13 protein-coding genes and 1 pseudogene are annotated in these 15,196 nt (G+C 39.5%); 10 read left to right on the top strand and 4 right to left on the bottom strand.

Annotation, left to right across the window (positions count from 1 at the left end; genetic code table 11):
- Positions 1-25 precede the first annotated feature (25 nt).
- The gene (rpoD, locus tag ACS125_RS00110) at positions 26-1,909 is read right to left on the bottom strand and encodes an RNA polymerase sigma factor RpoD (RefSeq protein WP_005310050.1); all 1,884 of its coding nucleotides are present in this window, start codon (positions 1,907-1,909) and stop codon (positions 26-28) included.
- 358 nt (positions 1,910-2,267) lie between these two features.
- Between rpoD and ACS125_RS00105 the strand changes: the two genes are divergently transcribed.
- Both ACS125_RS00105 and ACS125_RS00100 read left to right on the top strand, forming a co-directional pair.
- Complete coding sequence (locus ACS125_RS00105) at positions 2,268-2,474, top strand: PA3496 family putative envelope integrity protein (protein WP_002116495.1); 207 nt, start codon at positions 2,268-2,270, stop codon at positions 2,472-2,474.
- 74 nt (positions 2,475-2,548) lie between these two features.
- On the top strand, positions 2,549-3,073 hold the full coding sequence (locus ACS125_RS00100) for a YecA/YgfB family protein (protein WP_004789407.1): 525 nt from the start codon (positions 2,549-2,551) through the stop codon (positions 3,071-3,073).
- Between the two features lie 296 nt (positions 3,074-3,369).
- On the opposite strand, the gene trhO is transcribed toward ACS125_RS00100, so the two are convergent.
- Positions 3,370-4,302 carry an oxygen-dependent tRNA uridine(34) hydroxylase TrhO gene (gene trhO, locus ACS125_RS00095; RefSeq protein WP_004789411.1) on the bottom strand — a complete coding sequence of 311 codons (933 nt, stop codon included), beginning with the start codon at positions 4,300-4,302 and terminating at the stop codon, positions 3,370-3,372.
- A 111-nt stretch (positions 4,303-4,413) separates the two neighbouring features.
- On the opposite strand from trhO, the gene ACS125_RS00090 reads away from it, so the two are divergent.
- The gene (locus tag ACS125_RS00090) at positions 4,414-4,899 is read left to right on the top strand and encodes a DUF1289 domain-containing protein (RefSeq protein ID WP_107881187.1); all 486 of its coding nucleotides are present in this window, start codon (positions 4,414-4,416) and stop codon (positions 4,897-4,899) included.
- Between the two features lie 80 nt (positions 4,900-4,979).
- On the opposite strand, the gene gltA is transcribed toward ACS125_RS00090, so the two are convergent.
- Complete coding sequence (gene gltA, locus ACS125_RS00085; RefSeq protein ID WP_004789414.1) at positions 4,980-6,254, bottom strand: citrate synthase; 1,275 nt, start codon at positions 6,252-6,254, stop codon at positions 4,980-4,982.
- A gap of 361 nt (positions 6,255-6,615) precedes the next feature.
- Positions 6,616-6,699: pseudogene (locus tag ACS125_RS00080) on the bottom strand (hypothetical protein); the annotation flags it as partial.
- 497 nt (positions 6,700-7,196) lie between these two features.
- Between ACS125_RS00080 and sdhC the strand changes: the two are divergent.
- The 7 genes from sdhC (at position 7,197) to odhB (ending at position 15,136) form a co-directional block, all read left to right on the top strand.
- A complete protein-coding gene (gene sdhC, locus ACS125_RS00075) occupies positions 7,197-7,598 on the top strand; it encodes a succinate dehydrogenase, cytochrome b556 subunit (RefSeq protein WP_081399112.1) in 402 nt (133 codons plus the stop codon).
- Positions 7,598-7,963, top strand: a complete 366-nt coding sequence (gene sdhD / locus ACS125_RS00070; protein ID WP_003655454.1) for a succinate dehydrogenase, hydrophobic membrane anchor protein — start codon at positions 7,598-7,600, stop codon at positions 7,961-7,963. The genes sdhC and sdhD overlap by 1 nt, the downstream gene beginning before the upstream one ends.
- A 12-nt stretch (positions 7,964-7,975) precedes the next feature.
- The gene (gene sdhA / locus ACS125_RS00065; RefSeq protein ID WP_004789419.1) at positions 7,976-9,811 is read left to right on the top strand and encodes a succinate dehydrogenase flavoprotein subunit; all 1,836 of its coding nucleotides are present in this window, start codon (positions 7,976-7,978) and stop codon (positions 9,809-9,811) included.
- Between the two features lie 14 nt (positions 9,812-9,825).
- A complete protein-coding gene (locus ACS125_RS00060; protein WP_004789420.1) occupies positions 9,826-10,536 on the top strand; it encodes a succinate dehydrogenase iron-sulfur subunit in 711 nt (236 codons plus the stop codon).
- A gap of 283 nt (positions 10,537-10,819) precedes the next feature.
- Entirely contained in the window at positions 10,820-10,948 is a 129-nt protein-coding gene (locus tag ACS125_RS00055; RefSeq protein ID WP_081399426.1) for a hypothetical protein, read from the top strand.
- 157 nt (positions 10,949-11,105) lie between these two features.
- On the top strand, positions 11,106-13,946 hold the full coding sequence (locus ACS125_RS00050) for a 2-oxoglutarate dehydrogenase E1 component (RefSeq protein ID WP_004789422.1): 2,841 nt from the start codon (positions 11,106-11,108) through the stop codon (positions 13,944-13,946).
- Positions 13,946-15,136, top strand: a complete 1,191-nt coding sequence (gene odhB, locus ACS125_RS00045) for a 2-oxoglutarate dehydrogenase complex dihydrolipoyllysine-residue succinyltransferase (RefSeq protein ID WP_004789424.1) — start codon at positions 13,946-13,948, stop codon at positions 15,134-15,136. The genes ACS125_RS00050 and odhB overlap by 1 nt, the downstream gene beginning before the upstream one ends.
- Positions 15,137-15,196 lie beyond the last annotated feature (60 nt).

The raw sequence follows: 15,196 nt of genomic DNA, 5'->3' as shown, positions 1-15,196 counted from the left end.
TTTTGAAATTTCAAGCCTTCAAAACTTAGTCATTTTCCAAGAAAGAACGTAAGTGTTCAGAACGAGAAGGGTGGCGTAATTTACGCAATGCTTTCGCTTCAATCTGACGAATACGTTCACGTGTTACGTCAAATTGCTTGCCCACTTCTTCTAACGTATGATCGGTTGGCATATCAATACCAAAACGCATCTTCAATACTTTTGCTTCACGTTCAGTTAAGTTTTCCAATACTTCACGTGTTGCTTCTTTTAAGCCTTCTGAAGTCGCAGCATCAATTGGAGAAGTGATGTTTTGATCTTCAATGAAATCACCAAGATGCGAATCTTCATCATCACCAATAGGTGTTTCCATTGAAATTGGTTCTTTGGCAATTTTAAGTACCTTACGAACCTTAACTTCGTCCATTTCTAAACGTTCACCTAATTCTTCAGGTGTTGGTTCACGGCCCATTTCTTGTAACAATTGACGAGATACACGGTTGATCTTGTTAATTGTTTCAATCATATGTACAGGAATACGAATTGTACGAGCCTGATCGGCAATCGAACGGGTAATCGCCTGACGAATCCACCAAGTTGCATAAGTCGAGAATTTATAACCACGACGATATTCAAACTTGTCTACAGCTTTCATCAAACCAATGTTCCCTTCTTGAATCAAGTCAAGGAACTGTAAACCACGGTTGGTATATTTCTTCGCAATCGAAATTACCAAACGAAGGTTGGCTTCTACCATTTCTTTCTTAGCACGGCGTGCTTTCGCTTCGCCAATTGCCATACGCTTAGAAATATCTTTAATTTCAGCAACGCTTAAACTAAGTTCTTTCTCAATATCTGCAATTTTTTGCTGGAACGCTAAAACATCCGGACGAACTTTTTCCAAATGCGCCTTGATTTCAGCAGGAGCTTTAGCAATTTGTTCATCTAACCAAGCTGGATTAGATTCTTGCTTAGGGAAAGATGTACGGAATTGAGTACGATCCATACGGCCACGACGTACTGCATAACGCATGATTTCACGTTCATTGGCACGAATTTGTTCATGTGTGCCACGAATCATTTCAGAAATGATATCGAATAAACGTGGTGTAAATTTAAACATCATAAACACAGTAGCTAACGCTTCTAAAGCTTCGTCTGCTTCAGGGCTGTTACGGCCATGTTTCTCAATAATACCTTTTGTTTTAGTCCATGCAGATTCAAGTTCATTAAAACGAATCTTTGCAACTTCAGGGTCTGGACCAGACTCACCTTCAGAATCATCGTCGCTTTCCGACTCTTCATCTTCTTCGTCATCGTCAAGCTTAACTTCTTTTGCTGGTGTAGCTGGCGCATCATCTTCTTCAAGTTCTGTTTCTTCTTCTAGAACTTCAGGAATATCTTCGTCAGTTTCCGGATCAAGATAGCCAGATAAAATATCGGCAAGGCGACGTTCGCCAGTCAAGAAATCATTATATTCTTTTAATACAACTTCAACAGCATTTGGCCAGTACGCAATTGAATTAAGGACATCACGAATCCCTTCTTCAATACGTTTTGCAATGCTGATTTCACCTTCACGGGTTAACAGTTCAACTGTACCCATTTCACGCATGTACATACGTACAGGATCTGTCGTACGTCCAGGCTCATTTTCAACCGATGCAAGTACGGCAGCAGCTTCTTCTTCAGCAACTTCATCGGCTGTGTCAGTTGACTCACCGAACATGGTATCGTCAGATTCAGGTGCACGCTCGTGTACAGGAATACCAACGTCTTGAAGCATTTGAATAATGTCTTCAATCTGTTCGCTTTCAGTAATCGAGTCCGGCAGATGATCGTTAACCTCAGCGTAAGTTAAGTAACCTTGTTCTTTGCCTCGGCTAATCAGAGCCGCTACTTGAGAAGTAGGGGAATGCATATCGCTCATCTTTGCTTACTCTTCGTTGAATCTGTGGCAGTGAAAAACCGTGCATGATAGCACAATTTGCTTGAAATGTTTTGGGTTTGATCGGTAACCGTTAAATAAAAAATATCTTTGAATTCACGTCTGTTTTTTGAATATTGGGCTAAAATCATTTTTTTCAAGCTTAAATCATCGAAAAGATCATAGAATTTTTTCTTGATCAAAAAAATAGTTGAGTTTTATAAATACACAATTTTTCGGGTGAAAAAAAGTACAAATATGCAGTTTAATGAAAAAAATATAAATAAAACTTGACATGATTCTGTAAGAGAGATAAATAGCGCCTAGACCCATTCACATTTTTTCATTAGAGGTAGTTTTAGTGTCTTCTACAGATTTTGAACTAGATGATAACTACGGTGATGATGATGATGTCGGTTTTGATGAGTCATCAGGCAAAATCACTGCGAAAGAATCATTAGAAAAACGTAGATTAATTGATGATCTATTGGCTCAACGCCGTTTAGAGCGTGAGTTGAAGGATTTTGATTATGATTTAGACGATGATGATCTTGATGATGAAGACTAATCAAATCTGAATAGGGCATCGTCAGCTTAAATGCTATGCTATCGTAGATTTCTTTTTTATAGTCAGGTAACACAATGAGTGCGTTAGATTTAGACCAATTAAGTGAATATCTAGATGGAGACCACAATGAGTATGGTCTAGATTTCGCTGCAACTCATGGTTTTCTGTGTGCAATTGCAGTAGGCCCTCAGTTTGACCGTTGGTTAGATGAGCTGTTTGATAATAACCATAAAAAGGTTCCTGCTGAAATTATTCAGCAAATCAAGGCGTGGTTAGAGTCAATTCGACAAGATTTAGCAAATGAGAATGGAATTGTATTTCCATTTGAAATTGAAGAAGCTGATGTTGAATCTAGCTTAGGCGACTGGAGTGTGGGATTTGTTGATGCAATGTTCTTAAATGAAGAGGCATGGTTTGCCCCTGAACATGAAGAACAATTAATTGATTTAACTTTACCAATGATGGTATTTAGTGGAATTGATGAAGAAGATCCGCAGATGGAATCTTTCCGTCGTAATGGACAGTTAATGGATGAACTGGCAGAAGAAATTCCAGATAATTTGAATGAATTATATTTGATGTACCATACTCCAAATTAATTTATTAGAAGAAATAATAAATAACGTCCTTTCTAGGGCGTTTTTTATTATTTGGCTTTTTTAATTGTTTAAAGAATGAAGCAGTCTTTTTTAAGGTTTTATCTTAAATTTAGAGCTTTAATCGGGATGTTGAACGAGTTGTTTTCATAATCTGGTGGAGTTTGGATGTTAAAAGTTTCAAAACTAGCTTGAAGTGAATAAATTAGTTTTGAAGGGCTATGTAGTTAAAATATTTTTATTATTTAGGATTTCTGTAAAAAAGGCATTTAGAAAACTAAATGCCTTTTCATTAAAAATTATAAACGTTTACGCTTTGCAGCTGCGATTTGCGACTGACGCATACGGAAACCAGCTTTTTGTTTTTCAGTTGTCTTGTCGATGCAATACACGCATGAAACACCATGTTCATAACTTGTTAAAGCTGACTCTTCTGGAGTTAATGGCCAACCACAAGCATGACATTTAATATTTACGCCTTCCTCAACGCCATGAGTTACAGCAGTACGTCCATCAAATACGAAACATTCGCCTTCCCATAAACTTTCATCGGCAGGGGTTTCTTCTAAGTATTTAAGAATACCACCTTTGAGGTGATAAACCTCTTGGAAGCCTTCTTGAAGAAGTAATGATGTTGATTTTTCACAGCGAATACCGCCTGTACAGAACATCGCAATTTTTTTATCTTTATGTTGCTCTAGCTCTTTTTTGACATATTCTGGGAATTCGCGGAATGTCTCAGTTTTAGGGTCGATTGCACCTTTAAAAGTGCCTGCCTTATATTCATAGTCATTACGTGTGTCGATTAAAATTACATCATCACGTGCAATTAAATCATTCCACTCTTTTGGATCGAGGTAGTGACCCACTAAGTCGCGGGGTTTAACCTCAACACCTAAAGTTACAATCTCTTCTTTAAGTTTAATCTTCATTTTACGGAAAGGTTTGTCAGAGCTATGGGATTCTTTGTATTCCATAGAAGCAAAACCTTCATTAAGCAAAAATTGATAGAGATTATCAATTGCTACACGATCGCCCGCAACAGTACCATTAATTCCTTCACCTGCTACAATCAGAGTTCCACAAAGGTTAATTGTTTTCACTAAGTCTAATAGACGTTGCTGAAGATCTGCAGGATCTTGAACTTCTTTAAATTGATATAGTGCTGCAACAACCCAACCCGCGGTCGCTTGCTGTTCTACAGGTGCAAGCTGTTCTACAGTAGCGTTCATGGAAAACTCCAAATGTATTAAGATATAAATTTAAGGCGCATATTTTAGCGCGAAAATGTGTAATAAGCGAGAAAACCATAAAAAGTATATGGTTTATTTAAGGAGTTTGTTTTGAGTAATGATCATCGAATGCTCTCTCTCACCCCATGTGCAGGGCGTTGTTCAACAGTTTTTGGTGATCAGGTGTGCCGTGGTTGTCGCCGTTTTAACCATGAAGTAATTCAATGGAATACTTATACAGCAGAGCAACGCTTGGCTGTGTGGAAGCGCTTAGATGATCAGTTGAATCAAATCCTAGTACCTATGTTGCCTCATGCGAACTTGCAGCATGTAGAGGGATTTATTTTAAGTAAGCGTGTTCGGTTGATGGAAGGGGCGAGTAAGGGCCGCAAGCTTTATCATGCTTTGAAAATATGTGAAAAAAATAAGCATCTGGCACACGAGAGTGGTTTGGGTATTTCAGAACCTCAAGTCAAAACAATATGGGTTGAATTTGAAAGACGTGTTCTAGCTTTGGCTAAAGCGAGTTATGAGTTGGCTTGGCTCCGAGCTGATGGGATTAGTCATCATTTATTAAGTGTGTTTGATGAAGAATAAGTTTTTAAATTGAATTGAAAATACCCCAATAAAAAAGCTGCCAGAAGGCAGCTTTTTTATCATTAATTTTCTTTCGAATATTAACGTTTGATGTCGCGTTGAGTCGGGCCAGTGTAAAGCTGACGAGGACGACCGATTTTGTATGGTGCGCTGTGCATTTCTAACCAGTGGCTGATCCAACCTACTGTACGTGCAAGAGCAAAGATTACTGTAAACATTTCTGTTGGGATACCAATCGCTTTAAGGATGATACCTGAGTAGAAGTCTACGTTAGGGTAAAGTTTACGTTCAACAAAGTACGGGTCGTTCAATGCAATACGTTCAAGTTCCATAGCAAGCGCTAATTGAGGATCATTGATATTTAATGCTTCAAGAACTTCGTCACAAGTTTGTTTCATGACTTTAGCACGTGGGTCGAAGTTTTTGTACACACGATGACCGAAGCCCATGAGTTTAACTTCTTTACGTTTTACTTTTTCCATGAACTCAGCAACGTTTTCTACACTGCCGATTTCATCAAGCATCTTAAGAACAGCTTCGTTTGCACCACCGTGAGCAGGTCCCCAAAGCGCAGAAATACCTGAAGAGATACATGCGTATGGGTTTGCACCAGTAGAACCAGCAAGACGTACTGTAGATGTCGAAGCATTTTGTTCGTGATCAGCGTGAAGCGTGAAGATACGATCCATTGCACGAGCAAGAACAGGATTTACTTTGTAATCACGGTCAGCAGGAGTAGCAAACATCATGTGTAAGAAGTTTTCCGCGTAATTTAAGTCATTACGTGGATAGATGAATGGTTGACCTACTGTGTATTTGTAACTCCAAGCAGCAAGCGTTGGAATTTTTGCAATTAGACGAATCGCAGTGATTTCACGGTGATTGATGTCTTCAATGTCGAGGTTGTTGTGATAGAACGCAGATAATGCACCCACAACACCAACCATGATTGCCATAGGATGAGCATCACGACGGAAACCATTGAAGAAGCGGCTAACTTGGTCATGAACCATAGTATGAGCACGAACTTTGGCATCAAATTCTGTTTTTTGTTCAGCAGTTGGGAGCTCGCCATTTAATAATAAATAACAAGTTTCAAGATAGTCTGCTTGAGTTGCTAATTGGTCGATTGGGTAACCGCGGTGTAATAAAATACCTTTGTCACCATCAATGAACGTAATTTTAGACTCGCATGCAGCTGTCGCCATAAAACCAGGATCGAAAGTAAAATGACCTTCTTTCAATATGCTGCTGACATCAATTACATCTGGACCTAAAGTGCCACTGTAGATTGGTAAACCAATTTCTTTGCCATCAAGATGTAATACGGCTTTTTTGCCATTTGCTTCAGACATTCAATAGATCTCCTGTCCTGGTGAATGTTGATCTGACTCGAAATCCTAATGTTCTCATGTGCGAATCAGACGGTGTCAAAATTTGCTATAAGATTAGTGAGTACTGAAATTTTGTCAATTATACTTATGGATAAAAAATAACGTTCTCACAGAGAGTTAGTCATCAAGACCCGAGCAAAAAAGTCAGTAAAATCACTGCATCGGGATGGTATAATAAGTCAATTCAATAAGAACGTGCAGAAAAAAAATGAAGTATCAGTACAATTGTAAGCAAATTTTTAAATTAAGAGGAGGACTGGCAAGTCGGTAGAAAATGCCAATCCAATTAAAAAAATCATAAAACTCATGGTGTAATTTAAAATTAATAATCAAAAAACACTCTATTTTTATTTAGTTGTAACAAAGAATGTTGCTGTTTTTTTAAGTTTAATTGTATAAAAAATAGCTAATTGAACTGCGTTAGAATAATTATAAATTTTATTTTCAATAAAAATCGCTTTCTCAAATGTATTTTAGATTGACTGATTTGTATTGAATCCAACTAACTTCACTTAGTTGAATTGTAGCTTTTATTGAAAATATGAGCAGTTACTAACATTTTTCTATTTATATGATGAATTTATAACTTTATCTTTAGTCTAAAATTTGCTTATTTAAAAGAAATTGCAGAAAAAATGAAATTAAATAAAAAGTTATTTTAAACAATAACATGATGAAACTCTGTATGCCATTTTAACGGGGTTAATAGGGTGATATCATTGTTAATGATTCTTATTTAATTGTTTTTTGCTTAAATGGGAAAGTGGATTGTTTGTATTTTGATACTTCGCGTTTTATAATTCAGTGTCGTTTATAGGTTAGGCATGAGCTGTGCTTGCCTAACAATGCCAGCTTTCCTTGGAATTAATTCAACAAACTCCGGTCGGAGTTTCTACCTACAGGATGCCCGCTGTGAAAAGCAACAGACCTGTCAATTTGTCCATGGGTCAGGTGTTAGCGGTAAATTTACGCTCACCCGTGGCTATTGCATCAATTTTACACCGTTTATCAGGTGTCATCGTTTTCTTATTAGTACCAGTTCTATTATGGATTTTAGATAAATCATTATCTTCACCAGAAGGATTTGACTACGTTAAAAATGTCGTGTTTGGAAATATCCTTGTACGTTTTATCGTTTGGGTATTTGTAGCCGGCTTGTTATTCCACTTTATTGCTGGAGTAAAGCACTTACTTGCAGATTTAGGTTTTGCTGAAGAACTGCAAAGTGGTCGTATAGCAGCGACAATTTCATTGATCTTATCTGTGGTAGCTATTATCGCAGCCTTTATATGGATTATGTTCTAATGAAAAGTGCTACAGGTTTAACTGGTTCAGGTTCTCGTGATTGGTTTATCCAGCGTGTAAGTGCGGTTGTACTTGCAGCCTATACTGTTGTTCTTTTGGGTTGGATTCTCTGCAAAGGTGGATTTGACTATCAACAATGGGCTGGTTTCATGATGACATTACCAATGAAGATTTTCTCTTTATTGGCAATTTTATCGCTTATCGCACACGCATGGATTGGTATGTGGCAAGTTTTTACTGACTATGTCACTACTCGTCAAATGGGTCCTTCAGCGAAAGGTTTACGCCTTGTACTGACGACGGCTGTCATTATTGCAGTGTTTGTGTACGCAATCTGGGGTATCCAGATTTTCTGGGCGAATTGATAGGAAGACATCATGGGCGCGATAACCCCTAAAGAAGATTATTCAAATATTCAAAACCTCACTTTCGATGCAGTTATCGTTGGTGGTGGTGGTTCTGGTATGCGTGCATCTTACCAACTCGCTCAAGCGGGTTTGAAGGTTGCAGTACTCACTAAAGTTTTCCCGACACGTTCGCACACTGTAGCTGCTCAAGGCGGTATCGGTGCGTCGTTAGGTAATATGCAAGAAGATAACTGGCATTTCCATTTTTACGATACAGTAAAAGGTTCTGACTGGTTAGGTGACCAAGACGCAATTGAATTTATGTGTCGTGAAGCACCAAAAGTTGTATATGAACTTGAACACATGGGTATGCCGTTTGACCGTAACGCTGATGGTACAATTTACCAACGTCCGTTCGGTGGTCACTCTGCTAACTATGGTGATAAGCCAGTTCCACGTGCTTGTGCAGCTGCGGACCGTACAGGTCATGCATTATTGCACACGCTTTATCAAAGCAACGTGAAAATGGGTACTCAATTCTTCGTTGAGTGGATCGCTCTTGATTTGATCCGTAACGAAGCTGGTGATGTTCTTGGTGTAACAGCAATTGATCAAGAAACTGGTAACATTTCAGTATTCCAAGCAAAAGCAACATTATTTGCTACTGGTGGTGCTGGTCGTGTTTACCGTGCATCAACAAATGCTTATATCAACACTGGTGACGGTCTTGGTATGGCTGCTCGTGCTGGTATTCCATTACAAGATATGGAATTCTGGCAATTCCATCCAACGGGTGTTGCGGGCGCTGGTGTATTGTTGACTGAAGGTTGTCGTGGTGAAGGTGCAATCCTTCGTAATAAAGACGGCGAACCGTTCATGGAACGTTATGCACCGACTTTAAAAGACTTGGCTCCACGTGACTTCGTTTCGCGCTCTATGGACCAAGAAATTAAAGAAGGTCGTGGTTGTGGTCCAAAAGGTGATTATATCTTACTAGATATGACTCACTTGGGTGCTGAAACAATCATGAAGCGTTTACCATCTGTATTTGAGATTGGTAAAAAATTCGCGAACGTTGACATTACAAAAGAAGCGATTCCTGTAGTACCAACAATCCATTATCAAATGGGTGGTATTCCTACGAATATGCATGGTCAGGTGTGTTTACCTGAAGTGGGTACAGACAACTACACTAAACCTGTAAAAGGTTTCTATGCAATTGGCGAATGTTCTTGTGTATCAGTACATGGTGCAAACCGTTTAGGTACTAACTCACTTCTTGACTTGGTTGTATTTGGTAAAGCTGCTGGTGAGCACATTATTGATTACGTAACTAAGCATCATGGTGATGAATATGCACCTCTTCCAACAAACGTATTAGAGCAAACATTAGATCGCGTACGTAAATTGGATGACTCGACTTCTGGTGAAAATGCTCAAGAAGTTGCTGATGCAATTCGTGATATCGTTCAAGATCACGCTGGTGTATTCCGTACTCAAGCATTGCTTGATAAGGGTGTAAAAGAGATCCTTGCTCTTGAACCACGTGTGCGTAACATTCATTTAAAAGATAAATCTAGAGTATTTAACACTGCGCGTGTTGAAGCGCTTGAAGTTGAAAACTTGTATGAAGTTGCAAAAGCAACTCTAATTTCAGCTGCTGCGCGTAAAGAGTGTCGTGGTGCGCATACTGTAGTTGATTATGAATTACCAGCTGATCACCCAACTTATTCATACGGTCGCCGTGATGATGAGTGGATGAAACATACGTTATGGTATTCATCAGATAACCGTTTGGAATATAAGCCAGTGCGCTTCAAACCGTTGACTGTTGATGCAATTCCGCCAGCACCACGTACATTCTAATCGGGAGTATAAAGATGAGTAGAGGTACTCGTACATTCGAAATCTACCGCTATGATCCTGATAAGGATAAAGCGCCGTACATGCAAACTTTCAAGCTTGAATTGACTGACAAGCACCGTATGCTGCTTGATGCATTGCTTGCATTGAAAGTTCAAGACGAATCGTTAACATTCCGTCGTTCTTGCCGTGAAGGTATTTGTGGTTCGGATGGTGTGAATATCAATGGTAAAAATGGTTTGGCTTGTTTAGAAAACCTGAATGATTTACCAGAGAAAATCGTAATTCGTCCATTACCAGGTTTGCCGGTGGTTAAAGATTTGGTTGTTGATATGAACCAATTCTATGATCAATATGACAAGATTCAGCCATTCTTGATCAATAACCAACCAGCTCCACCTAAAGAGCGTTTACAATCTCCTGAAGAGCGTGAACACTTAAACGGTTTGTATGAATGTATTCTTTGTGCATGTTGTTCAACTTCATGCCCATCATTCTGGTGGAACCCTGATAAGTTCTTGGGTCCTTCAGCATTATTGAATGCATACCGTTTTATTATTGATTCTCGTGATACTGCTACTGCAGACCGTTTGTCTCGTCTTGACGATCCATTCAGTTTGTTCCGTTGTAAAGGTATTATGAACTGTGTGTCAGTATGCCCTAAAGGTCTAAATCCTACAAAAGCAATCGGTCACATCCGTAATATGCTATTAGATCAAGCGGGTTAATTCTGCACAAATAGAGAACGCACATCCTTGATGTGCGTTTTTTTTTAACTTTATAATGTAAACTTTAGACTTTGGTCGAAAAAGATGAGGTTTTTATATATTGCACCATATATTAAAAGATAAAATCGCATATGTATTTCGCCAATTTATAGGTGGTATGTGTCAAAAAAATCAATCGTTCGTTAAGAACATGATACGATTTGCCACAAAGTTATAGGTGAAAAAAGCGTATACTATTGAAATTAATTTAAGTAGCACAATCTTAGATCTGTGCTTAATTTTTATGGTTAAAGTCATTTTAGAAAAGTTAATTTTAAAGTTAATTTTTCTAAAAAGATTTGCAAAAAATTGCTCGGTTTTAATCGAGTATAAGATGAGTGATGATGCCATTGAGGGTGTTGTGATTCATTAATTACCTATGGAGTTTCCTCTCTAGGTAGTATGACGCCCCATGGTCTTAAAGACCTGTTGGGTAAGTAATGCCTTTTTTACCAATTTGGCATTATGCATCATGGGTGTGCTTAAAAGGCAGCCTGTAATATTTTTTGCAATAGGAAATGGGTCCACAAATGCAAGAAGTTGCTGACGCATTGCGTCTTGACACTGAACTTTCCGCTGATAGTGCAGCGTATATTGAAGAACTTTACGAGCAGTACCTGTCTTCCCCAACCTCTGTAGCTGAGGACTGGCGCCAATATTTCGATAAATACCCAAAGGGTGACCAACCACACGGTGCTGTGCGTGAGCAATTCCTATTACTAGGACGCAATGCTAATCGTGTTCAACCTGTTGTACAAAGTACGGTAAGTACTGAGCATGAACGTCGTCAAATCGGCGTTTTACAACTTATTGCTGCTTATCGTAATCGCGGACATCAAAAAGCTAAGTTAGATCCATTAGGTCTTGCTAAGCGTGAAGAGATTCCAGATTTAGAGCTTTCAGCTCACGGTTTAACCAAATCAGATCTAGACACAGTATTTAACACTGGCAATCTTGAGATTGGCAAAAGCGAAGCTACGCTTGCTGAAATGATTGAAGCAATGGAAGCAATCTATTGTGGTTCAATCGGTGTTGAATATATGCATATCGTGGACACAAAAGAAAAGCGTTGGATTCAACAACGTCTTGAAAGTGTTCGTGGTCAGCTTAATTTTACAAATGATCAAAAGAAAGGGTTCCTGGAGCGTTTAACCGCTGCAGAAGGACTTGAAAAATACCTAGGCAATAAATACGTTGGTGCTAAGCGCTTTGGTGTGGAAGGTGGTGAATCTTTTATTCCTATGGTGAATGAAATCATTCAACGTGCTGGTGCTGTTGGTTGTAAAGAAGTTGTTATTGGTATGCCACACCGTGGCCGTTTAAACCTTCTTGTTAATATTATGGGTAAAAACCCTGCAGACTTGTTTGGCGAGTTTGAAGGTAAAGCTATTCATAAGAAAGGTTCTGGCGACGTTAAATACCATCAAGGTTTCTCAAGTAATGTAATGACTCCTGGTGGCGAAGTTCACTTGGCATTAGCATTTAACCCATCTCACTTGGAAATCGTTGGTCCTGTAGTTGAAGGTTCTGTGCGTGCACGTCAAGTGCGTCGTAGAGACATCGGCGGTGATGATGTATTACCAGTCATTGTTCATGGTGATGCTGCATTTGCAGGTCAAGGTGTGAACATGGAAACTTTCCAGATGTCACAAACTCGTGGCTATACGGTTGGTGGTACTGTACACATTATCGTGAACAACCAAGTTGGTTTTACAACTTCTGATCCACGTGATGCGCGTTCTACTGAATATTGTACTGACGTTGCAAAAATGATTCAGACGCCAATTTTCCATGTGAATGGCGATGATCCTGAAGCAGTAATCTTTGCTACTCAATTAGCACATGATTTCCGTCACGAATTCCGTAAAGACGTAGTACTTGACTTGTTCTGTTACCGTCGTCGTGGTCATAATGAAGCAGATGAGCCATCTGGTACACAACCATTGATGTATCAAGTGATTGCTAAAAAAGCAACAACTCGTACACTCTATGCAGACCAACTTGTTCAAAACAAAGTAATTGATCGTGCTGAAGCAGACCAAATGGTTGAAGATTACCGTGCTGATTTAGAAGCCGGAAACCATGTGGCAAACGCTTTGGTGCTTGAACCAAATACAAAAATGTTTGTTGATTGGACACCTTATTTGGGCCATGACTATACAGACGACTGGGATACTTCATTTGACTTAAATCGCTTAAAAGAGTTAGGCGAGGGCATGAGCAAACTTCCGGAAGGATTTGTTATGCAGCGTCAAGTGCAAAAAGTAATTGAAGATCGTGTGAAAATGCAAACTGGTGAAACTGCATTGAACTGGGGTGCTGCTGAAACTTTAGCTTATGCAACCTTGATTGATGAAGATTACCTTGTTCGTATTACTGGTGAAGACGTTGGGCGTGGTACATTCTCGCACCGTCATGCAAAATTGCATAATCAGGTAGATGGCTCAACGTATATTCCACTTTGTCACGTTAAAGAAAACCAGCCTCGTTTTGCAATTTACGATTCTTTATTATCTGAAGAAGCTGTTCTTGCATTTGAATATGGTTATGCAACTACAATTCCTAAGAGCTTAATTATTTGGGAAGCACAATTTGGTGACTTCGTAAACTGTGCTCAGGTTGTAATTGACCAGTTCATTGCTTCTGGCGAGACTAAGTGGGAACGAGTTTGTGGTTTAACAATGTTGTTACCACACGGTTTCGAAGGTCAAGGTCCAGAGCATTCATCAGCTCGTTTAGAGCGTTTCTTACAGTTATGTGCTGAAGATAACATGCAAGTGATCACTCCAACGACACCTGCACAGATTTTCCATGCATTACGTCGTCAAGCTGTACGCCCAATTCGTAAGCCATTGATCGTAATGTCACCGAAATCTTTACTTCGTCATAAACTTGCTACTTCTACTTTAGAAGAGCTTGCAAATGGTTCATTCCAAACTGTAATTGACGAAATTGACCAAATTAACAAGTCAGATGTAACTCGTCTTGTACTTTGTGGTGGTAAAGTTTATTACGACTTACTCGAAAAACGTCGTGAACAAAACTTAACTAACGTCGCAATTGTACGTATTGAACAGTTATATCCATACCCAGAACAACGTCTTGCGGAAATCTTAGCTGCATATCCAAACGTGAAAGAACTTGTTTGGGCACAAGAAGAGCCGAAGAACCAAGGCGCTTGGTTATTTATCGCACCGCGTTTATACGACGATATCTTAAAATCTGGCAAACAAATCCGTATCAGTTTTGCAGGTCGTGAAGCTTCTGCTGCACCAGCTTGTGGCTCACCGTACTTGCATGCAAAACAACAAGCTCAGCTAATTAATGATGCATTGGCAATCGAAGCTGAACAATCAGGAGATTCTCAATAATGGCAACCGAAATTAAAGCACCGGTATTCCCAGAGTCTGTTGCAGATGGAACCATCGCAACTTGGCACAAAAAGGTGGGTGAACCTGTATCACGTGATGAAGTGATCTGTGATATTGAAACCGACAAAGTTGTTTTAGAAGTGGTTGCTCCTGCAGATGGTAGCTTAGTTGCAATCATTAAAGGTGAAGGCGATACAGTTCTTTCTGATGAAGTGATTGCTCAGTTTGAAGCTGGTGCTGGTGCAGCTGCTGCTCCTGCAGTAGAGCAAGAAGTTGCTCAAACTCAAGCTGGTGCAGCTCCTGTTGTTGAGCGCACTGAAGCTGTATCTGGTCAAGCTCCTGCAGTTCGTAAAGCTTTGTCTGAAACTGGTATTGCAGCTGCTGACGTACAAGGTACTGGTCGCGGTGGTCGTATCACTAAAGAAGATGTAGCAAACCATCAAGCTAAACCAGCTGCTAACGTTACTCCGTTAAGCGTAGCTGTTGGTGAGCGCATCGAAAAACGCGTTCCAATGACTCGTTTACGTAAGCGTGTAGCTGAGCGTCTTCTTTCTGCAACTCAAGAAACTGCAATGTTAACTACATTTAACGAAGTTAACATGAAGCCAATCATGGAATTGCGTAAGCAATATAAAGATGCGTTTGAAAAACGCCATGGCGCTCGTTTAGGCTTCATGTCATTCTTTGTTAAAGCTGTAACTGAAGCACTTAAACGCTATCCTGCGGTAAATGCGTCAATTGATGGCGACGATATTGTTTATCACGGTTACTATGACATCGGTGTCGCAGTTTCTTCTGATCGTGGTCTTGTTGTTCCAGTATTACGTGATACTGATCGTATGAGCTATGCAGAAGTTGAAGCAGGTATTGGTGCTTATGCTGCTAAAGCACGTGACGGTAAATTATCTATCGAAGAAATGACTGGTGGTACTTTCACTATTACTAACGGTGGTACTTTCGGTTCATTACTTTCAACTCCAATTTTGAATCAGCCGCAAACTGGTATCTTGGGTATGCACAAAATCCAAGAGCGTCCTATGGCTGTAAATGGTCAAGTTGAAATCTTGCCAATGATGTATTTAGCGCTTTCTTATGACCACCGTATGATCGATGGTAAAGAAGCAGTAGGTTTCTTGGTAGCAATCAAAGAATTGTTAGAAGAGCCAGCTAAACTCATCCTTGATCTTTAATTTCTTCGAATAATATTACCGAGATAGAGTGATCCTCTATCTCGGACCATGGAGATAAAC

This window comes from Acinetobacter sp. PFS20 (assembly GCF_052261015.1).
Lineage (GTDB): Bacteria > Pseudomonadota > Gammaproteobacteria > Pseudomonadales > Moraxellaceae > Acinetobacter.
Note: the sequence above shows the minus strand (reverse complement) of the source record. Positions and strands in the feature narration are given on the sequence as shown.